The 20,065-nt window shown below is 46.2% G+C and carries 17 protein-coding genes and 6 pseudogenes; 14 read left to right on the forward strand and 9 right to left on the reverse strand.

Going from position 1 to position 20,065, the window contains the following annotated elements; all coding sequences use genetic code 11:
* Nucleotides 1-98 precede the first annotated feature (98 nt).
* From ACLJZ5_RS17910 to ACLJZ5_RS17925, 4 genes are all read left to right on the forward strand, one after another.
* Complete coding sequence (locus tag ACLJZ5_RS17910; protein WP_024798546.1) at nt 99-2,528, forward strand: DMSO/selenate family reductase complex A subunit; 2,430 nt, start codon at nt 99-101, stop codon at nt 2,526-2,528.
* 13 nt (nt 2,529-2,541) lie between these two features.
* Nucleotides 2,542-3,168: a DMSO/selenate family reductase complex B subunit gene (locus ACLJZ5_RS17915; protein WP_000816143.1), complete on the forward strand. Its 627-nt coding sequence runs from the start codon at nt 2,542-2,544 to the stop codon at nt 3,166-3,168.
* Nucleotides 3,161-3,934 (forward strand): dimethyl sulfoxide reductase anchor subunit family protein, encoded by a 774-nt coding sequence (locus tag ACLJZ5_RS17920; RefSeq protein WP_000544921.1) that lies wholly within the window; start codon nt 3,161-3,163, stop codon nt 3,932-3,934. The genes ACLJZ5_RS17915 and ACLJZ5_RS17920 overlap by 8 nt, the downstream gene beginning before the upstream one ends.
* 75 nt (nt 3,935-4,009) lie before the next feature.
* Nucleotides 4,010-4,603 (forward strand): molecular chaperone, encoded by a 594-nt coding sequence (locus ACLJZ5_RS17925; protein ID WP_001542855.1) that lies wholly within the window; start codon nt 4,010-4,012, stop codon nt 4,601-4,603.
* 83 nt (nt 4,604-4,686) lie between these two features.
* On the opposite strand, the gene ACLJZ5_RS17930 is transcribed toward ACLJZ5_RS17925, so the two are convergent.
* Nucleotides 4,687-6,087 carry a DUF1996 domain-containing protein gene (locus tag ACLJZ5_RS17930; RefSeq protein ID WP_024798409.1) on the reverse strand — a complete coding sequence of 467 codons (1,401 nt, stop codon included), beginning with the start codon at nt 6,085-6,087 and terminating at the stop codon, nt 4,687-4,689.
* 304 nt (nt 6,088-6,391) lie between these two features.
* Between ACLJZ5_RS17930 and ACLJZ5_RS17935 the strand changes: the two genes are divergently transcribed.
* Nucleotides 6,392-7,297 carry an SdiA-regulated domain-containing protein gene (locus tag ACLJZ5_RS17935; protein ID WP_001268200.1) on the forward strand — a complete coding sequence of 302 codons (906 nt, stop codon included), beginning with the start codon at nt 6,392-6,394 and terminating at the stop codon, nt 7,295-7,297.
* 294 nt (nt 7,298-7,591) lie between these two features.
* Here the strand turns inward: ACLJZ5_RS17935 and ACLJZ5_RS17940 are convergent.
* Nucleotides 7,592-7,843, reverse strand: a pseudogene (locus ACLJZ5_RS17940) (hypothetical protein).
* Nucleotides 7,841-7,940 (reverse strand): annotated as a pseudogene (locus tag ACLJZ5_RS17945) (hypothetical protein); the annotation flags it as partial. The pseudogenes ACLJZ5_RS17940 and ACLJZ5_RS17945, both read right to left, overlap by 3 nt.
* A gap of 19 nt (nt 7,941-7,959) precedes the next feature.
* On the opposite strand from ACLJZ5_RS17945, the gene ACLJZ5_RS17950 reads away from it, so the two are divergent.
* Complete coding sequence (locus ACLJZ5_RS17950) at nt 7,960-8,160, forward strand: ATP-binding cassette domain-containing protein (RefSeq protein WP_001534538.1); 201 nt, start codon at nt 7,960-7,962, stop codon at nt 8,158-8,160.
* Here ACLJZ5_RS17950 and rtsB read toward each other — a convergent pair.
* The 3 genes and pseudogenes from rtsB to ACLJZ5_RS17965 all read right to left on the reverse strand — a co-directional run bounded on the left by rtsB (nt 8,136) and on the right by ACLJZ5_RS17965 (nt 9,782).
* The gene (gene rtsB / locus ACLJZ5_RS17955; protein ID WP_001269916.1) at nt 8,136-8,423 is read right to left on the reverse strand and encodes a transcriptional regulator RtsB; all 288 of its coding nucleotides are present in this window, start codon (nt 8,421-8,423) and stop codon (nt 8,136-8,138) included. The genes ACLJZ5_RS17950 and rtsB overlap by 25 nt on opposite strands.
* Nucleotides 8,420-9,295 carry an AraC family transcriptional regulator gene (locus ACLJZ5_RS17960; RefSeq protein WP_000921674.1) on the reverse strand — a complete coding sequence of 292 codons (876 nt, stop codon included), beginning with the start codon at nt 9,293-9,295 and terminating at the stop codon, nt 8,420-8,422. The genes rtsB and ACLJZ5_RS17960 overlap by 4 nt, the downstream gene beginning before the upstream one ends.
* Before the next feature lie 264 nt (nt 9,296-9,559).
* Nucleotides 9,560-9,782, reverse strand: a pseudogene (locus tag ACLJZ5_RS17965) (hypothetical protein).
* 116 nt (nt 9,783-9,898) lie between these two features.
* On the opposite strand from ACLJZ5_RS17965, the pseudogene ACLJZ5_RS17970 reads away from it, so the two are divergent.
* Nucleotides 9,899-10,783: pseudogene (locus ACLJZ5_RS17970) on the forward strand (IS3 family transposase).
* 337 nt (nt 10,784-11,120) lie between these two features.
* A complete protein-coding gene (locus ACLJZ5_RS17975) occupies nt 11,121-12,122 on the forward strand; it encodes a DUF1202 family protein (protein WP_031617839.1) in 1,002 nt (333 codons plus the stop codon).
* 88 nt (nt 12,123-12,210) lie between these two features.
* On the opposite strand, the pseudogene ACLJZ5_RS17980 reads toward ACLJZ5_RS17975, so the two are convergent.
* The 3 genes and pseudogenes from ACLJZ5_RS17980 to ACLJZ5_RS17990 form a co-directional block, all read right to left on the reverse strand.
* A pseudogene (locus ACLJZ5_RS17980) lies at nt 12,211-13,256 on the reverse strand (IS256 family transposase).
* Nucleotides 13,257-13,398: 142 nt separating this feature from the next.
* On the reverse strand, nt 13,399-14,151 hold the full coding sequence (locus ACLJZ5_RS17985; RefSeq protein WP_023181278.1) for a non-specific acid phosphatase: 753 nt from the start codon (nt 14,149-14,151) through the stop codon (nt 13,399-13,401).
* Nucleotides 14,152-14,730: 579 nt separating this feature from the next.
* Nucleotides 14,731-15,549, reverse strand: a pseudogene (locus ACLJZ5_RS17990) (IS3 family transposase); the annotation flags it as partial.
* Between the two features lie 262 nt (nt 15,550-15,811).
* Here ACLJZ5_RS17990 and ACLJZ5_RS17995 point away from each other — a divergent pair.
* Genes ACLJZ5_RS17995 through ACLJZ5_RS18020 form a run of 6 tightly spaced genes read left to right on the forward strand, consistent with a single transcriptional unit; the run spans nt 15,812 to nt 20,048 of the window.
* Nucleotides 15,812-16,201, forward strand: a complete 390-nt coding sequence (locus ACLJZ5_RS17995) for a PTS sugar transporter subunit IIA (protein WP_001747727.1) — start codon at nt 15,812-15,814, stop codon at nt 16,199-16,201.
* A gap of 17 nt (nt 16,202-16,218) precedes the next feature.
* Entirely contained in the window at nt 16,219-16,701 is a 483-nt protein-coding gene (locus ACLJZ5_RS18000) for a PTS system mannose/fructose/N-acetylgalactosamine-transporter subunit IIB (RefSeq protein WP_000108907.1), read from the forward strand.
* 52 nt (nt 16,702-16,753) lie between these two features.
* Nucleotides 16,754-17,503: a PTS mannose/fructose/sorbose/N-acetylgalactosamine transporter subunit IIC gene (locus ACLJZ5_RS18005; RefSeq protein ID WP_001747728.1), complete on the forward strand. Its 750-nt coding sequence runs from the start codon at nt 16,754-16,756 to the stop codon at nt 17,501-17,503.
* 13 nt (nt 17,504-17,516) lie between these two features.
* Nucleotides 17,517-18,389, forward strand: a complete 873-nt coding sequence (locus ACLJZ5_RS18010) for a PTS system mannose/fructose/sorbose family transporter subunit IID (protein WP_024798653.1) — start codon at nt 17,517-17,519, stop codon at nt 18,387-18,389.
* A 54-nt stretch (nt 18,390-18,443) separates the two neighbouring features.
* Nucleotides 18,444-19,484, forward strand: coding sequence for a galactitol-1-phosphate 5-dehydrogenase (locus ACLJZ5_RS18015; RefSeq protein WP_024797365.1), 1,041 nt, complete (start codon nt 18,444-18,446; stop codon nt 19,482-19,484).
* Nucleotides 19,485-20,048: an SIS domain-containing protein gene (locus ACLJZ5_RS18020; protein WP_000201885.1), complete on the forward strand. Its 564-nt coding sequence runs from the start codon at nt 19,485-19,487 to the stop codon at nt 20,046-20,048. It begins immediately after the preceding gene.
* Nucleotides 20,049-20,065 lie beyond the last annotated feature (17 nt).

Genomic DNA, 20,065 nt, shown 5'->3' on the forward strand with positions numbered 1-20,065 from the left:
CGTTTGATCACAATCAATCAGCGCTAATGTTTAATCTATTATGATTAGTTTTCATTACATATTATTAATAATTATGGAAGCAATGTGAGAAATAAAACATGGAAATAAAAAAATGGCTGAACACAACCATAACCCGACGTGATGCTATTGTCGCTACTGCAAAAGTAGGGGCGGCGGTGACGCTAAGCCAGGCGATTACGCTGCCTTTTGCTACCACTGCCCAGGCGCAGGATACCCCGATACCGAAGGATGCCAACGACGAAACCGTCAGGCACAGCGCCTGTCTGGTCAACTGTGGCAGCCGATGCCCGCTTAAGGTTATCGTGAAAAATGATCGCATCGTGCGCATTGAGCCGGAAGACGCGAAAGATGACGCGGTATTCGGCGAGCATCAGATTCGTCCCTGCCTGCGTGGGCGTTCCAGTCGCTGGCGCGTCTATAGCCCGGATCGCATTAAGTATCCGATGAAAAGAGTGGGAAAACGCGGTGAAGGAAAATTTAAACGTATTTCATGGGATGAGGCCACGGCCTTTATTGCCGCGGAATTAACGCGCGTTAGCGAACAATATGGCCGGGAAGCTATTTATTATAATTATCAATCCGGGGCATATTATCATACGCAGGGCAGGCCCGCCTGGATAAGATTATTAAATCTCACTGGCGGTTATTTAAATTATCACAACACCTATTCCACGGCGCAAATCGCCACCGCCACGCCCTATACCCACGGCGATTATGTCGGTAGCCATTTTACGCAGATCGTGCATTCCGATCTGGTGGTGCTATTTGGTCTGAATCTCTCAGAAACGCGGATGTCCGGCGGCGGTCAGGTTGAAGAGCTGCGCCGGGCGCTGGAGACCTCGAAAGCCCGAGTCATTATTATCGATCCGCGCTATACCGATTCGGTGATTACCGAACACGCCGAATGGCTACCGATTCGCCCAACCACGGACGCTGCGTTAGTCGCCGGCATCGCGCATACGCTGATTACCGAACAGCTTCTCGACGAGGCGCTGGTAAACCGCTATTGCGTCGGCTATGACCGTAGCACATTGCCGGACACGGCTGCGCCTAACGCCAGCTATAAAGATTATGTTCTTGGCACGGGCGATGACGGTATCGCGAAAACCCCGGAATGGGCGGCGGATATCACCGGTATTCCGGCAACGCGTATTCGCCAACTGGCGCGCGAAATCGCCTCGGCGCGCGCCTGCTATATTTGCCAGGGCTGGGGGCCGCAGCGTCATGCCAACGGCGAACAAACCGTGCGTGCTATTCAGACGCTGCCAGCGTTAACCGGCCACTTCGGGCGGCCCGGCACCAACAATGGCAACTGGCCTTACGGTACGCCGTATGGCGTGCCATTGTTGCCTGTCGGTAAGAATCCGATCAAAACCTCTATTCCTTGCTATTTATGGACGGACGCCATTCAGCATCCGGAGAAAATGACCGCGACGACAATGGGCGTGAAAGGCGCGGACAGGCTAAAAACCGGGATTAAGCTGTTTTTCAACCAGGCCGGTAATACCTTGCTGAATCAGCACGGCGAAACGAACCGCACCCGTCAAATTCTCGCGGATGAATCGCTGTGTGAAACCATTATCGTGATTGAAAACCATATGACGCCCAGCGCGATGTATGCGGATCTGCTGTTGCCGGAGACCAGCTATCTTGAGGCGGAAGACCTGGTGGACAGCTCCTATGCGGCGGGATCGCATAACTATATGATTGCGATTCAGAAAACCGTTAAACCGATGTGGGAAGTGCGCAGCACGTATGACATCTGCGCGGATATCGCCGGGCATCTTGGACTGCGCGAGCAATATACCGAGGGCCGAACTCAGGCGCAGTGGGCGGAGATGCACTATCAGCAGATCCGTGAGAAACGTCCATACCTGCCGGAGTGGAGCGTGGCGAAAGAGATGGGCGTGATTGACCAGCGTATCGCGACCGAGCAGCAGAGCCTTGCGTTTGCCGATTTCCGCGCCGACGCCGAGGCTAACCCACTCTCCACGCCGTCGGGCAAAATTGAAATTTACTCCCAGGCGCTGGCGGATCTGGCGCAAGCATGGACTTTGCCAGAAGGCGAGCGAATTCCCGCATTGCCGGAATTTTGTCCGGCGAAAGAGTCGCACCTTAACAAAGCGCTGACGGCGAAGTATCCGTTGCAGTTAAGCGGCTTCCATACCAAAGGGCATACCCACTCGACCTACAGCAATGTGCTGATGCTGCATGAGGCGGTGCCGGATGAAGTCTGGATTAACCCGATTGACGCCAGCGCCCGCCAATTGAAGTCCGGCGATCGGGTGCATGTATTCAATGACCGCGGCGTGGTGGAGCTTCCCTGTAAAGTGACCCAGCGCATTTTACCCGGCGTGGCGGCGATGCCGCAGGGCGCGTGGACGCGGCTTGACGGCAACGGCGTTGATGTCGGCGGCTGTATCAATACGCTGACCAGCCACCATCCTTCGCCGCTGGCGAAAGGCAATCCGCAGCATACCAATCTGGTTGAAATTAAACGCGCTTAAGGAGTGATGTACGATGAAACAGTATGGCTTTTATGTTGACTCTTCGCGCTGTTCAGGCTGTAAAACCTGCCAGGTAAGCTGCAAGGATAATAAAGATCTGGATGTCGGTCCGAAACTGCGCCGCGTCTATGAATATGGCGGCGGAAGCTGGGTGAAAGAGGGGGAAAGCTGGCATCACGACACCTTTACCTACTACCTCTCTATTGCTTGTAACCATTGCGATGAGCCGGTATGTGTCTCCGGCTGTCCGACCGGGGCGATGCATAAACGCAAAGAAGATGGTCTGGTAGTGGTGGATGACAGCGTATGCGTCGGCTGTCGCTATTGTGAAATGCGCTGCCCCTACGGCGCGCCGCAGTTTGATACGCAGGCGAACGTGATGCGTAAATGCGACGGTTGTCTTGACCGACTGGAGAACAATCTGCGCCCTATTTGTGTGGATTCTTGCCCTCAGCGAGCGCTGGATTTCGGCCCTGTCGATGAATTACGGGCAAAATATGGCACGGAGAATCAAATCGCGCCGCTGCCTTCAGCGTCGTTCACCCATCCTAACCTCATTATTAAACCGCATCCGAAAGCGAGACCCACGGGCGATACGGAAGGCGCAATCATGAACATTCGGGAGGTGCGCCATGCATGAGTTACCGCTGGTCTTTTTTACGGTCTTTACCCAGAGCGCGGTCGGCGCGTTTATTCTGCTGCTGATTGGCGGCGCAATGGGGCTGGTCGCGCCGCGGCGCAAGGCTATTGGTCTGTTCTCGGTGATGTGCCTGTTTGGGCTGGGCGTCATTGTCGGCATCTTCCACGTCGGGCAACCGCTGCGCGCGCTGAATATGCTGCTGCGCGTCGGACATTCGCCGATGAGTAACGAGATTGTCTTGTCGGCGGCTTTTGCAGCGCTCGGCGGTCTGGGGGCGCTCGGTTTGTTGCTGAACCGGGCGACGCCGCTGTGTAACGCGTTGGTATGGTTGGCGGCGATAGTCGGGGTGGTCTTCTTATACGCCGTTCCGCAGATTTACCAACTGCCGACGGTGGCGACCTGGCGTTCATCTTACACCACGGCAATGATGATATTGACGCCGTTGATTGGCGGCGGCGCGTTGGCGGCATTGTTTGGCGTGCGCCGTCTGGGGCTACTGGTCAGCGTGTTGGCGATTTTGGTGAGCTTTTGTCTGCGCCCGGGCTATATGGCGACGCTGATGAGCGCCGATAGCGCTCTGACCGCCGCGCAGCATAGCTGGTTTACCGCCCAGGCGATATTGCTGGCGGCGGGCGTGGTCGGGGTGGTGGTCTGCGCGCGCCTGAAATCGAGCGCTGCGGTGCTGGCCATGACGGCAGTGGTGGTTATCGCGGCGGAGTTGGCGGGTAGGATTGCGTTTTACAATCTGTGGACGCTGCCAATGTAGTTTTTTGCCCGGTTTATGCCATGTAAGCCTGATAAGCGTAGCGTTATCAGGCGAAATATTTCAGGAGCTATTGCTATGCCTTCCCGTGCTGTTTTGCCGCGTATCCTCGGCGCACTGTTTTACTTCTCCCCTGAGAGGCCGGAGGTGAAAGCGTTGTTCGACTGTTTGCCAACGTTGCCTGAGCTTTACCCCTGGCGCGATCGCGGACATATTGAATCACTGTGTGCGTCATGGTCGCTACCGGATGATGATGCGCTTACATGGCAATTTTCCGTGTTGTTTGAAGGCCAGGGAAAGATGCCCGTCCCGCCCTGGGGATCGGTCTATCTGGAAAAAGATAATTTGCTGATGGGGGAAACCACCGCCGATTATCGAGCTTTTTTACAGGCGCAGGGCATGGTATTCACTGACCGTGAACGCGAGCCGGAAGATCAGTTTGGCCTGATGCTATTAGCCTGTAGCGATCTGCTGGCACGAGGCGACAACGTGGCGGCCAACCGGTTACTGGAGGCGCATCTGCTGCCCTGGGGATTCCGCTATCTGGAATTGCTGCAACGCAATACCGTTAGCGCCTTCTATGCCCGGCTTGCCATCGTAGCGACCTGTTATTTGCAGGATGTTCAGCAGCAACAGGGACTACAGCCTGAGAATAAACGGTTGTTTTTCTGAGGTATTGGTCAGGTTTTGATGGCGTGCCATAATGCTTGTGCCGCCATCGTGCCCGCTGTTGCGTCAGCGGGCACAGTTTACTATTACAGCTCCGGCGTCTTTTTGAAACCGGTCAGCATCAGCACCAGGCTCTGTTTTGAGTCCGCTGGCGTGAAATCGTAGTGATTTCCCTGACGGTCGCCGCCGATATACCAGGATATTTCCGTTTTCCCTTCCGCCAGCGCTTTGCGCACCGCTTTATCGACATCAACCATGCGATACTCATGTGAATGGTTTAGATATAACACGGCATCGGAACGGTAGTTGATCGCCGGTTTATTGTTCCAGGACACGGTACTGACGTGCCAGTCATTGCTGGTCGGGTAAAAGAAAATTTGATCGGCGCCGTTCGTTTCCGTTTTGCCGCCAAAAAGGCGAATACGGTATTTGAATAGCGAAGTGTCCATATTGGCAGGCAGGGGCGGGATCTTAAATTTCACCAGCGTGAGCGTTTCCGGGTGCTGCGTGCGTCCGCCATTTGTCCAGTCATCCTGTACGTACAAGGTATCGACGCTGGCATGAGGCTTGTCGTCTTCGCTGCTTACCCAGGTATTTTCTTCCGCTTTACTGTAGGCGTAAGGAACCGTAGTGCCGCAATCCAGTCCCTGATTCATACACAGATCCGTCATAAACTGCGCGCCATCTTCCGTCCAGCCATTCATAAAATCGGCATGGGCGGTATAAAGACTTCCCCAGCGCTCTGCCCGGGTTTCGCCATGCATTACCGGGTCCATCGACAATTCTACTTTGGACGTATCCAGCGAGGAGATCTGCGGGAGTACCCAGGCGATGTTCATATTAACCGTCGGGATTTTGACCGGATAGTCTGCGGAACATTTCCCGTGGTCGGCATAGATAGCGTTATTGTGGCTATGGGTCGGTTTCAGGTTGACGCCATCCCAACAGTTGGGGAAAGCGATCCCGATATTAAACTGGACGGCATCGCCCGCTTTACGCAGGCCGCATATTTCGCCTACCTTGTTGGTGTAACCTTTGCCGTTGGCACATAAAAAGGTGATTGCGGAACTGGGGCCAGTACCGTGATGATCGCCTGCCAGTAACTCCAGCCCGGCCGGGAATGGATGGAGCGGATATTGCGCAACATTTGTGGATTGATAATAGGTCTTTTGGTAGGCGGGATTTACGATTTCACCATCGGGTAATTTCATGGACGGCGCCCAGTAAGCGGAGCTGTCGGCTTTATTATCACAGGTGGTATCTGGTTGCGCGCGCAACGTCTGGTAGGTAGAGACCGCGTCGGTGTGGGTGTTGCCAAAAAAGTCATGCCACATCGCCTGATTCGCTTTATCAAACATCATAATCGCGTCATCGCCCAGCGTGTGGTGATAGCCGCACACGACATGCGCCTGAGGACCAGCATGGGCCGGGAATGCGCCAGCGGCAACGAGCGTAGCCAGGCTGACGGTAATAAGGTTGAGTTTCATTTTTTTTGCTGCCCGGTTGAATAGAAGTGGGAGCAGCAATAGCAGATCAGATTGCGGTGTTACATCTCATTAATTATCACTTTTTGTCATTTGCCCTGCATACAGGGGCGAATTTGCAGACGTACTATTTAAATAATTAGCTGAAACTACCCTCCTCTTGATTATGTCAATTTACAAAAAGGGTACGTTAGTGATTAAAATCGGGCTTTTTGTGATAACCCTCACTATTTCATTTTGCCTATGCTAATGGCGCTCGCCATAACCGAATAACGATTCTATCGGACATCGGCTTTATTTTTAAGAAATGCGTTACGACATCAGTCGTGACGCGATCTGCTATGGATTTTTTATGAGATTACTAAAACGCGTTATTGTGGTTGTACTCTTGGGCGTGATTTTATTTATGGTCAGGGACGATATACGCTATGTTTATCAACTGATCCTCAAATATGGTGATAAACCCTCGGCGCTAGCACTGAGTAGTTATAAAGCGGTTATTCAGCAAAAACCAGTCGCAGGAGTTAAGAGTAACCTTTCAGGTTTGACCTACTCCGCCGAAGACAGGATGCTTTTCGCCGTTATTAATAATCCCCCTGAACTGGTCTGGTTAACGACAGAAGGGCAGCTGGTAGGGCGGATGCCGCTCCAGGGCATCCACGACCCGGAGTCTATTGCATGGAGTGGGGGCAACCAGTTCCAGATAGGCAGTGAGAAAGATGGCGCGGTCTATAAAACACAGGTGGATATTCAGCGCGGCACCATGCAGATAATCTCCATGGTGAAGCTTGAGGGCTATGACAAAGCAAAAAATAAAGGGCTGGAAGGTACGGCATGGGATGCGAAAAATGAGAGATTATATGCCGCAAAAGAAAGAAAACCCATTATGATCAAAGAAGTAGAGATGAGCAAAAATGGTATCACCAGAGCGTTGCCTTCTGCCATCACTGCAAGTGTGAGCGATGTCTCCGGACTTGAATACCATGCCCCAACGGATTCGCTGCTGGTATTGTCGGACGAGTCAAAAATGATTCTTGAGGTCAGTTCCGAGTGGCGGGTGCGCGATCGATTGTTCCTGACGGCGGAGTGGTCAGGGCTCAGAGACGATATCCCCCAGCCAGAAGGGATTGCCATGGATAATGAAAATAATTTGTATATTGTGAGTGAACCAAATCTGTTTTATAAATTTTCGTGTGATATACAGAATGACTAAAATCTATTTTTACTGTCACAGTATGCTAAAACAGAACAAGGTTATTAATACCATGATTTGACGATTGCTTGATTCGTTGATTCATTGTTGGGGATATTTATGTTTTACTTACCTCAGTAACGGATTACTTTGTGGTGTAGCGTAACGGTAATTGTCCTCCTCATATTTGCGGCAGCGTAGTCTGCCGCTTTTTTTTATAAATTAACTCTCCCTGTAATAATTAACAGACAATAAATATTACTCTGTTTTTTTCAGGAGGCCTTCGAAGAGACCTCGCAGGGTGATGTTTAGTTATCAGGCATAATATTCTTCATCAACACTTACCGAATGCCATGTCGCCTCGCTAAGCGAAATCATTTCATCTACGCCGGAACTCTTGTTAACCGGGTTTTACGTCGGCGATGTGCCTGTAAATGTTCCATTGGCGGTGGCGCTATTCCCGGCGGGATCGGTGGCCGTAATGATGTACTGATTCTCCCCCCCCCCCCGACAGAATAGCGGATTGCGGAACAGAAACATGCCAGTTACCGGTATCGTTATCAACACTGGCGGAGTAGAGTCGATCGTCAGCCAGCCGATAGACAGCGAAGAATTACCCCATAGCGTTTGCGGAACGAACACTGATTGAACAGCTTTCATTCACTGCTGTTCCCGGAGATTTTATGGGTATTATCGGTACATCAGGTTCAGGTAAATCTTCTTTAATCAAAGCACTATCAAATTCCAGTCATTGCTATACGGGAACAGTTAAATTAAACAACGTAGATATCACACCGATCTCTGAAGATGATATCCAGAATTGCCTTGCCTACCACTCTGGCAACATTTTAGAAAAAAATTACGTAATATCGACTGATATGTAAAACTCATTCAGCATCAAATGGATTAATTCAACATCAGTAGTAATATCCATTTTTTTATAGGCTGATCTCTTTTGTGTTGAAATCGTTTTTATATTTCGATCTAATAAATTTGAGCAACTTTTAACAGATAATCCTGCTGCCACGTAATAAATAACTTTTTTCTCGCTCAACGTTAGATCGAATTTTTTAGCGAGCAACAAAATCCCATCTCTTATATTAATGTGTTTTGCTTTGTTCTTATACTGCATTGTCAGATATCTCAATTAACATATTGATGACGAGAGGAAGATAAAAACGCTAAAAATTCCGATGGTGTAGTTTTGAAATGTTTTTTAAAAACGCATGTAAAATAAGAAGCACTATCATAACCACACATATAAGCCACTCGAGTAATATTATATTCACTATTGCGTAGAAGTTTTGTCGCTTTATTCATTCGCGCATTAAGGTAAACTTCGCTGAATGAGGTGTGCTCTTGTTTCAATTTCCTTTTTAATGTGGAACAACTCATATAGAGTGAGTCAGAAATATCCTTGAGCGCCCATTTTCGACTTATGTCGCTTATAATAATATTATAAATGTTTTCGGCTAATGTATTTTGCGATAGTTCTCTGAAGAGAGCAAATGCTTCGGGTTCATAGATGAATTCTGAAAGTAGAAATCTTATTAAATATTCCTTTTTATCTTGGGACAGTTTTTGGCTTTTATTTGAAGAGTGTAAGAGGTTGAATACTCTTGCTACGCCTGTTTCTATTGGCGCTAACAGATGTTTTGTCGTCGGTTTTGTTAATGGGGCCGAAAAGTCTGCATGTTCATACAGAAAAAAATTATAAGCATTTTTTATTGACGCTGAATCTAATTCAATTAAGTTATAATTTAACTGTTCATGAGTCTCTTCCATAGTGATATGAATAGTTTGATCTTTAGCTAAAAATATTAACATTGGCCCTGATGCCGTAATATACTCCCCGGACGATGTCGTAATTGAAATTTTACCCGTGGTGAGCTTGATGAGTACGGACTGCAGTAAATTTAATCCCTGAAGTGATAAGGATTTCCTCTGCCAGTTTTGCGCTGATTGTAAACATTCAATGCTCCCCACCTGGACAGGTGAGGGATTAAATACTTTTAGCATGATAATTTCCTTTTATTAAATGTGCGTGTAAATCAAAAATTATTCTGAAAAATATTTCAAAAAAAACTAATATATAGCTATATAATTATTTGCGAACTTAAGGTATCAGGTGGCGATCTTTTCATTTTCTATGGAAAATGCTATTTTATATTGCATTTCTACATATTATAGTATCGTTAAAAAACTATGTCGCGTATAAAAAAAAGATGGAAATTTACAAGAATTGGCTCATGTTATTATCAATTTATCTCTTTAAAATTTGAATTAAGTAATAATTGCCTTTAATCTTTTAGAGAATAGCTCTTTAATTTCATGGAGGTAGTTAGCATGAGGTATAAGATCTGATGTTAATTTGTGATAAGGTTTATCCTGGAGGTAAATATTAACGCTCTCGGCCAGGAAAGGCATACAACGCGGTAAATATATACTGCGGCGGGTAGACGGTGTAGCGATATCCGGAAGTTTGAGGGGGAGGGGAAGCATTCAATCGTATGGTTGGCTTTATGAAAAACGGTGTAACACGTTATTGAGGATCTTTGATCTTACCCAGCAATAGTGGTCACGTGACTAAGTGAGTAAACTCTCAAGCAAGAGGTGACTCATATGAAAAAACCAGCATCAACCACCAAAAAGCCACGCAAGCAGCACACGCCTGAATTTCGTCAGGAAGCCCTGAAACTGGCTGAACGCATTGGGGTGGCCGCTACCGTCCGCGAGCTTAACCTGTATGAATCACAACTCTATAACTGACGAAGCAAACAGCAAAATCAGCTCTCTTCTTCTGACCGCGAACAGGCGATGCCCGCAGAGATTGCCCATCTAAAACGTCCACTGGCAGAAGGGGATGAGGAACTGGCCATTCTCCAGAAGGCCGCGGCATACTTGGCGAAGCGCCTGAAATGAAGTATGTCTTCATCGAAAAACATCAGGCTGAATTCAGTATCAAAGCCATGTGCCGTGTACTTCAGGCTGCCCGTAGTGGCTGGTACGTCTGGCATCAGCGTCGTCATCAGATAAACCAGCGTCAGCAGTTCCGCCTTGTCTGTGATAACGTCGTCCGGGAGGCATTCAGTGACGCAAACAGCGCTATGGTGCGCCACGCCTGACGGATGTATAACATAAAAACCGTGGCGGCCAGCCTGAGATGCGTTACAGATGGTGCAATGGCGGCGTAAACGACTGGGAAAAGTCAGCGTGCATACAGACAGAGGTGGTCAGTACTATTCAACGGATTAGCAGAGCTTACTGAAACGACATAATCTGCGGGGGAGTATGAGCGCCAGAGGCTGTTGTTATGACAATGCCTGTGCAGAAAGCTTCTTTCACACGCTGAAGGTGGAACGTATCCACGGAGAGGACTTTGCCAGCTGGGAAATAATGCGGACAGCAGTGTTTAATGATATCGAGTGTGATTACAATCAATGGCGTCGTCACAGTGCCTGTGGCAGTCTCAGTCCGGAACAATTTGAAAACCAGAACCTTGCTTAGGGTTGTGTCCATATTACGCGGGTAGGATCAGTCCATTTCTGTAGTCTGCCTGTTGTTCTTCATCGTCAGTTGAAGTAACAGCTTTACCTCCGGCTACAGTAAGGATGATTGAAAAAATCATTTTAATGGCTTCAGCCAGCCCATTAAAAAATTACTTTCCAACTATCTGATTTATTAGAGGTATTGTCTTTCATTAAGATAGCGAGTCCTGGTGGTTTAAAAATAAAGACACAGTATTATAATGAAAATAACACATCATTAAATATTGAATTTGCTAACTCGTTGTGTGATGCTGAAATGATTTTATTGCATATTATTAATTTCTGGGATGAATGTTATGAATGGAAAATTTTTGTGTGGTTTATTGGTTTCGCTATTAATTAGCGGATGCGGTGACGATAACACCCCTACAGAGAAAGTCTTGAAAGAACAATTTAGTAATCAATTTCATGGGCGTCTTATCCTTGATTCAATTGATATCAAGGAAACATCGGTTGATGGAAATAAGAGAACATATGCTGCTGATGGCTTACTTTCTACTGGCTACGATCTGTATACGCCAGTTGCCTCGTTAACTGATTATATTGTTGTTCAAAAATCGTGGGATAAAGGCAAGGATATTAAATTCTCAGCAACTTTGAACAGTCTTGGTAATAAAGATACTGGATGGAAAACAATATTTTCTTCATTACAAATGTCAGAAACACCAAAAGGCAATCCAATTCCTAATGTTGAAACTGACGATAAATATATCATCATGGATGGAGCAGGGTTTGATGATAAAATAAATGCAATTAAAGATGAATATGCCAGGAAGAAATTAAAACTAAACGAATTAAATAATGATATCGCAAAAGTTAAAACTAATATATTAGTTGTTAATAAAGAAATCGATGAGTATTGGGGGAAAGGGGAAGATGGAAAAACACAAAGCCGTTATTTTGTTCAGCGTGATTTGAATAAAGAGCTGGAACTCTTTAATAAAGAAAATGCTCCTTATTATTTTGAGAAGAAGTACAATGCTGAAGTTTTCGACCCAGCAATGAAGGCTCGCCGGGAAAAATTAAAGAATTACAGGTTGAGTGATTTTGATGACATAAGGGCGGAGAAACGTGCTGTATTAGAAAAACATAAAGAAGAATACTCCGTGAAATATAATGAAATTAATGAGAAGATAAAAGCGAAAATGAAGGTGCTCGATGATGGTTTACAAGAGTTGATAGCAAAGAAACGTGGTCTCATACAGCAGCAATCAACCATCTCAGACGAGATTCGCAATCTTGATTATCAATATAAAAATTGGGTAAATTTTATGGAAGAGCTAAATAAAAGAAAATAACTGACTATTATTATGAGTGATAAAAAAGAGACTGAAATCTGGTCTCTTTTTTTGAGCCTGTCAGTAATTCTATGTAACTGCTAATATATTAAAGGTGATTGCTCAGGCGGTCACCGAACTCGATAATAAAGCGACTCATCGCCAGCCGCCAGTTCTGGATCGGCATACTCCATTTTTTTGATGCATCCTTGATTGCCAGATAAATAACTTTTCGTACCGAGTCATCCGTCGGGAACACTTTGCGTTTCTTAATCGCGGCACGGATCACGCTGTTCAGGGATTCGACTGCGTTTGTAGTGTAGATGGTAGATGGTCTTGCGGATATCCGGCGGATAACTGAAGAGCGTATTGAGGTTTTCCCAGTGCGCACGCCAGCTTTTGCTGATTTGCGGATATTTCGGGAAGACGCTGTTTATCGCATCCGGGAAGCCCTTCAGACCGTCCACACAGGCAATCAGGATGTCCTGAAGGCCCCGCTTTTTCAGCTCCGTCAGCACGCTTAGCCAGAACTTTGTGCCTTCATTTCCGGACAGCCACATGCCGGCAACGCTTTCTGACCTTCGGTATTGATCCCCAGCGCAGGGAAAACTGCTTTGTTTATCACACTGCCATTCTGATGAACTTTGACAACATACAGTCCATATAAACAAAGGGATACAGCGTATCCATTTGTCGGTTTTGCCACTCAATGACCGGCTCTTTTACGGCGTCGGTGACTTTATATATCAGCGTGGGCGACACATCGGAGTCGTACATTTCTTTGAAGGTGGCAACGATTTCGCGGGTAGTCATGCCTTTGGCGCAGAGGGATAAAATCTGGCTGTCCATCTGCGTAATACGCGTCTGGTGCTTCTTAATCAGCTGTGGTTCGAAGGTATTTTCACGGTCACGCGGCGTGTTCAGTTCGATCTCGCTGTTATTGCATAACACCGTTTTTGACGAGTAGCCATTGCGGGTGTTTGAGCCTGTTTTGGGCGCATTTTTCTCATACCCGGGGTGGTCAGCCAGCTCCACATTGAGCGCTGTTTCGACGGTAAGCTTCGTCAACATGCGGGAAAAAGCATGGAGATCGGCTTCGGTTTTAAGGCCTTCAGCCACTTCAGCCGCAAGGGCTTTAAGTTTCTTTTCGTCCATAATTGCCTGTCTCTGTTGTTGGAGTGAACATATCAAAAACAGGCACTTACACAATTTTAATTACAGTCTCACGCCCGGTCGCCCCTACGCAGTTGCACTTCCTTTCATTTGCTGTGGCCAGTTTGCGGGAAGACTTTCACCTTCAGTAATTAAGTTTGGGGTGATCTTCTTTACTCAATAAATTATTTTTGTCGTTCAGCTCCTCACGAACTTTTGCCAGTGACTTCTGAAAAGCCGGGATTGTTTGTAGCCTTGCAAACTCTACTGCTCCCACATAACGGCCAGCATCAACATCGCTTTGCCAGTGAGCACCGCATATCACTCTGCTTTGCCCGAACTCCCATCCACGTCTGGCGAGCTCCTGCGCGCGTTCCGGTCTGGCCTGGGATAATACTAATGCCAGAAGTGTACCATAAGCAGTATGCCCGGAAGGGTAAGAGCCATCTTTTCGCAAAGTATTCTCATCTTCAGGACGGCAGGTGGAATGATTAAATAAGACAAAGGGACGAGTACGCATATAATATTTTTTTGCCGAAGCAGTAGCGTAGTAGCCGCCCATTGTCAGAAGATTCTTTAACATATTCCAGGTTTCTGGCGTATCTTTGGGGTTAATTTTAGCACCCACTACTGGCGAGAATATTCTGGCTATATTTTCCACGCTTACATCTGCATCCTCAGCAGCTTGTTTCCATCGCGGGGAACCCTTTATCGCATAGCCCTTAAAATAAGCCTCCTTATCATAGCGGAAAGCCGGATCATCATTACCTGGCGGTGGTGGTAAGTAGAACTGACTGTTCACTGATTCTTCAGGAGAATGAAAGGGTTGCACTGTTTCTGCTGATGTATATTTAGCTACGATCAGTGGTAGAAAAAATACTAAATAACGACTTTTCATAAAGACTCACTCCGGATCAGGCAATAATAAACAGATGTAATCCTATAATGATTTATTGCAATGGTTATTCAACATACAGGTAAAAAAGCAGGACGCTGCACTGGCATTATCGTCTACCCATACCGGACTGACTGCAGCGGACAACAGAACAATACTGGTATTTCCGGCTAACAGCATTTTGTTTAACTTTTGTCTCCGGTTATTTTTTATCTGCGTGCCTGACTGACACGCATTAGGTTAAAATCTTTCCGTAATAACACAGTATGAATAATTATTTTAAAGTATGTGCTCTGTTACCCCGATAACTACCATCAGTCATGATGTGCTGAGTATTAATTTATGATTATGAACAAGAGTCGGAAACAGTATTTAAGAATAAAGAAACCGAAAAATAAAAAATGCTAAAATTGGCGAAGGAATTGTTGTTATCAGTGATGAAAAAGTTCATGGCGGAGATATTGGATTCACTTGTCGAGGCTGGCGAACCGTCAGATGGAGTGATACGCGTTATTACTGGTAATAATCTCCCTGTAGCTAAGTAAGCTTTTGACCCTGGCCCAAAATCAGTACAGTGCTAAATCAGAGATCTTCGTCTTTCCAGAGACTTCGGATAAATTCAGCCGGAGTCATGTCATTTAATGATGAATGCGTTCTCTCATGATTGTATTCCCTGCGCCAGTTGCCGAGTTTTTCCTGCGCATCTTCCAGTGACAGGAACCAGTGATTGTTCAGGCATTCATCCCGCAGACTGCCGTTAAATGATTCAATAAACGGGTTATCTGTCGGCTTTCCGGGGCGCGAGAAGTCCATTGTGACGCCGTGTTCATACGCCCATTTATCCAGACTTTTTGAGATAAACTCGCTGCCGTTATCCGTCTGGATTCGTACCGGCAGCCGCTTATCCGGCACCCGCAGTGCCTCCATTATTCTGGCCACATCCTCGCCTTTTAACGATTTTCCGGCATGGATCGCCAGGCATTCCCGACTAAAATTATCCACTACAGTCAGCGCCCGAAAACGCCGCCCGTTAAACAGATTATCTGGCACAAAATCCATACTCCAGCACTGATCGACATGCGTCAGGACCGGGCGCTGCTGACGGCGTGCTGCACTGACATGTCTGCGGGGGCGTTTTCTGCGCAGGTTCAGGCCTTCCGGACAATAAATCCGGTGGGTTTTCTTGTGGTTAACAGGCAATCCCTCCCGGCGCAACTGAATATGAATACGCGGGCAACCGTAGCGTATCCGGGGTTCCGCTATTTCCCGGATACGCAGGGTTATCGCCCGATCGTCACGCTGGCTCTGCCAGTGGTAAACGATTCTGCTCTGCATCAGCAACCCGCATCCCCGCCGGACGCTGATACGGTAAGCCTCCAGCAAAAATGTCACCACGACCCGCTACTCTCTGACCCTAAAAGGATTCTTCGTTATTGCTATCAACCAAATCAGTTATGAGGTGATACAAAACTGTCGAAACACTGTCATCTAGCCAAGTGATACACAAAATACACAGTGAAACACTAACTCGTATCTATATGATAAATATAAAAATAAAAAAGTTGGCACGCATAATGCTGAACAGCATGTAACAGTATCTTTTGCCATAGACCATCAATTAAATGAGTCAGGTAAAGTAGAGACAGATAAAGAGGGCATTAGAATGGATTGTACGGTAATTGTGGCAACTCATGGAAAGCTGGCAAACGAATTGATTGAAACAGTCGCAATGCTGGTAGGGCGTTATGAAGACGTTAGGACGCTTGATTTTATGCCCGGAGAAAATGTTGAAGGTCTTATTTTAAAAATGAAACGTGTGGTGGATGCCGTTCCCGGGGATATGCCAGTTTTGTTTGTGGTAGATATGTTCTCAGGGAGTCCGTTTAATGCATCTACTTACTTTGTTAAGCAACGAAAAAATACCAGGGTTGTCGCAGGTGTAAATATTCCTATGCTTGTTAATATTTTTCTTGAACGTCAGGAGTCTACATCGCTCGATCACCTCGTGGATATTGCCATCACCGTGGGACAAACTTCAATTAAACCATTGTAAAACCAAGAGGCCAGAAAATGTCTACTGTATCCTTACTTCGCATTGATGACAGATTAATTCACGGCCAGGTAATGACTGGCTGGGTAAAACATATCAATGCAACTAAAATTATTATTATTGATGATGAGCTCGTCCATGATGATTTTATGATTTCTGTATTGGAAATGGCTGTACCCAACCATATGACACTGAACATTTTTAATGTTGCCCAGGCAATCGACGTGCTGAGTAATGTTAAAGACGATGGCGAAGATGACAAAATTATTATTCTTGTAAAAAGTCCGATTCCGGTACTGGCACTACTACAAGGCGGTGTTAATTTTGAAGAATTAATCGTTGGTGGCATGGGTGTAAATGAAAAGCGCTCTCGACTATATCGTAATCTGGCAGCGTCAGACGTTGAACGTGCGGCATTTAGAGAAATCAATCAGTTAGGAGTACCAATTAATATAAAGGTATTGCCCAGCGATGCCCCAATGGAGCTAATACCTTACTTATAAGTACGATCATAATAACGCAAATATACTCTACAAATATAAAGGATAATATATTATGCTTCTCTCAGCTATTTTAGTCGCCCTCATTGCTATTCTCAGCAATTGGTGGGTTAGCCATTTGCTGACTCGTTCGTGGCTTTATCCAATTATATCGGGTTTTCTTGTCGCACTTGCACTTGGTTCCCCTATCGAGGGGATGAAAGCCGCGGCCTACATTAACCTTGCCTACCTCGGGTGGATGACAGTGGGCGGTACGATGCCCGGTAACCTGCCGGTAGCATCGGTTTTTGGTACGGCGATGACCATTTTAAGTGGTGCCGCGCCTTCAACCGCAGTGGTATTTGCCGTCCCATTTTCTCTGCTGGGGATCCTGACTTTTCAGGCATCGATGAGTTTTAACGCCCTGTGGGTTCACAAAGCAGAAGCGATGCTGGATCGCGGCAATATTACCGGTATGCGGATGATGAACTATATCCCATCCTTTTTTGTAAATATGGTGCTGGTCGGTATTCCTGCATTCTGCATGGTCTATTTTGGCGCGGATTTTATGAAGAACATGCTGACGATGATTCCGCAGAGCCTGGTTAATGCATTTGAGGTTATCGGCGGTATTATGCCAGCGCTGGGTATTGCAATGCTGGTCTCTTTCCTCGGTAAAAAACGTCTGATGCCATTCTTCTTTCTTGGTTTCTTCCTGGTTGCATATCTGAATCTGGGAATCATGGCAATTGCTGTATTTGCGGTTATCGCTGCGGTGATTATGAACATCAATGCTGAACAAAAAGTTTCTGCAACGAAGGGATAAGGGAGAAATTAAAATGGCAACATATCAGACTCTAAATGAATCTCAGCCCAACGAAACTCCAAATACCTCTACGCTTACCCGTAAAGAGTTGCTTAAAACATGGGCTTTAAACTATTCATCCGAAACCTGTTATAACTATGAACGTTTACAGGCTCTTGGACAAACCAGCGCCATGGTGCCGGTTATCCGTAAACTGTATCCAAATGACAAAACCAGGCAAGTACAAGAGTTAAAAAAGTATCTTAACTTTTTTAATACCGAGCCTTCATTTTGTGGTCATGTGATCACCGGTGTTTCAGTTGCAATGGAAGAACAACGGGCCAATGGTGCCCAGCTACCACCAGAGGCCATTACGTCACTACGCTCAGGCTTAATGGGGCCGGTAGCCGGTATTGGTGATACTCTGCAAGCAATCGTATATTCCATTCTGGCGGCCATTGCCTGTAATCTTGCTATACAGGGAAATATAGCGGGTCCGATACTGTTTGAAGTTTTCTATAAATTCATCATGATATTCTGTAGCCTGAATATGTTCTTTCTGGGATACAGTAAAGGTCGTACCGTTATCCTTGATATTCTGAAAAAAGGATTAATGGATAAATTAACCGACGCATTTGGACTCATTGGTCTGATGGTGGTTGGTGGTATGGCGGCATCCAGAGTTAATATTATCACTCCGGCCTCAATTAACTTAAACGGAGTTACGGTAGTCTTCCAGGATATTTTAAATACGTTGCTGCCATCGCTGATTCCATTATTGATAACGCTAGGTATCCTGAAAATGGTAAATAGAAAAATGAAGCCTAATACTGTAATCGCGGTTATCTTTATTGTCGGTATTATCTCCTCTTATCTGGGGATACTGGCAGTGCCTGTTACAAAATAATTGATTACTACTAATACTAGTGCCTGCGGGCACTAGTCTCCGAGGAAAAAAAGTATGAAAGTGTTATCATTAACTGAACTCGGTAAATTCGAGTTGCAGGAAAGAGCTATTCCTACGCCAGGAGCTGGAGAGGTTTTAGTTAAAATAGGTGCGGCAGGTATCTGTGGATCTGATATTCCAAGAGCATTTGTCAATGGTCCTTATCATTATCCTATTGTTTTGGGGCACGAATTTTCTGGTCATATTGTGGCAGTCGGCGAAGGGGTTAAAGAGGATCTGGTCGGTCGTAAAACTGCTATTTTCCCACTTATTCCTTGTAATGAATGTGCATTTTGTAAAGAGCGTTACTATGCGAAATGTACACATTACAGCTATTTTGGCTCACGTCAGGATGGTGGGTTTAGCGAATACCTCAGCGTGCCTGAATTTAACCTGGTATTGCTTGATGATGATGCAGATTTACGTGAAGCCGCTATGCTCGAACCGGCTGTTGTTGGTTTACATGTAATGCGTCGCGCACATCTGGATCTTAATGATAGCGTCGTGATTTATGGCATGGGGCCCATCGGGATTATGATTGCACGCTGGGCGGCGATCTATGGTGCTAAGAAAGTATTGCTGGTTGATATTGACCAGAAGAAAATAGAGTTTTGTCGCGCCCTGGGATTCACAGATATCTGCGACGCAAGCCAGACAGATCCTGTCGAGTGGGTGATGCAACAGACAGAAGGTTATGGTGCTGATGTCTGTATTGAGGGCAGTGGTTCCTCCTCGGGATTCATTAACTCTCTGATGTCCTGTCGGGTATTTGGCAAAGTATTGATGCTGGGGAACCCACACACTGACGTCAATATTCCGCGCGAAATCTACGATAAATTTATGCGTAAAGAAGCGCAGATTATGGGCGTCTTTAACTCTATTTATTCACAACGGCCACATGATGAGTGGAAAGATGCTGCTGCGGCTATTCAGTCCGGCAAGCTAAAAGTGAGCGATCTGATCACCCATGCCGTTCCGATGGAAGAGTTGTCTGCCTTATTTAATCTTATTCGCGACAGTAAAGTCCCCTTTTGTAAGGGAATGATGGTGATGTAAATGGCAACGAAAAATTATCGTGAAAATGTCGGAATAATCGAAAAAGAACTCTCAATGGTTCTGAGCAGAATTGATGAACGGCAAATTGATGAATATATTTCGACACTATTGCAGGCTGAAAAAGTTTTCTTTGTCGGCGTAGGGCGCGTTTTACTCGCACTTGAAATGACCGTCAAGCGTCTTAACCATCTGGGCATCAACGCCTGTGTCGTTGGGGCAGTTAATGAACCCCCTATTGGACCTAAAGATATTTTGGTAGTGGGCTCGGGGTCTGGTGAATCAATCTTTCCAAAGCATATTACTGCCTGCGCTAAACGCTATGATGCAAAAATTGTTCATCTGACTTCCAGCCCGACAAGTTCAATTGCTCAGCTTGCGGACGTTATTGTCGATTTTCACTGTGGCTCAAAAGGTGGAACAGGGGAATATATTTCGATTCAACCTATGACCACGCTATTTGAACAATCTTTGGTCCTGTTTGGCGATCTTGTTTGTCTTGAAATTATGGCTATCAAGCAATTATCGCTGGCTAATGTGAAGCTTAATCATGCAAACCTTGAATAATCGCCGTTGAAAACGGA

The organism is Salmonella sp. 5800 (genome assembly GCF_046558195.1).
GTDB classification, from domain to species: Bacteria; Pseudomonadota; Gammaproteobacteria; order Enterobacterales; family Enterobacteriaceae; genus Salmonella; species Salmonella enterica.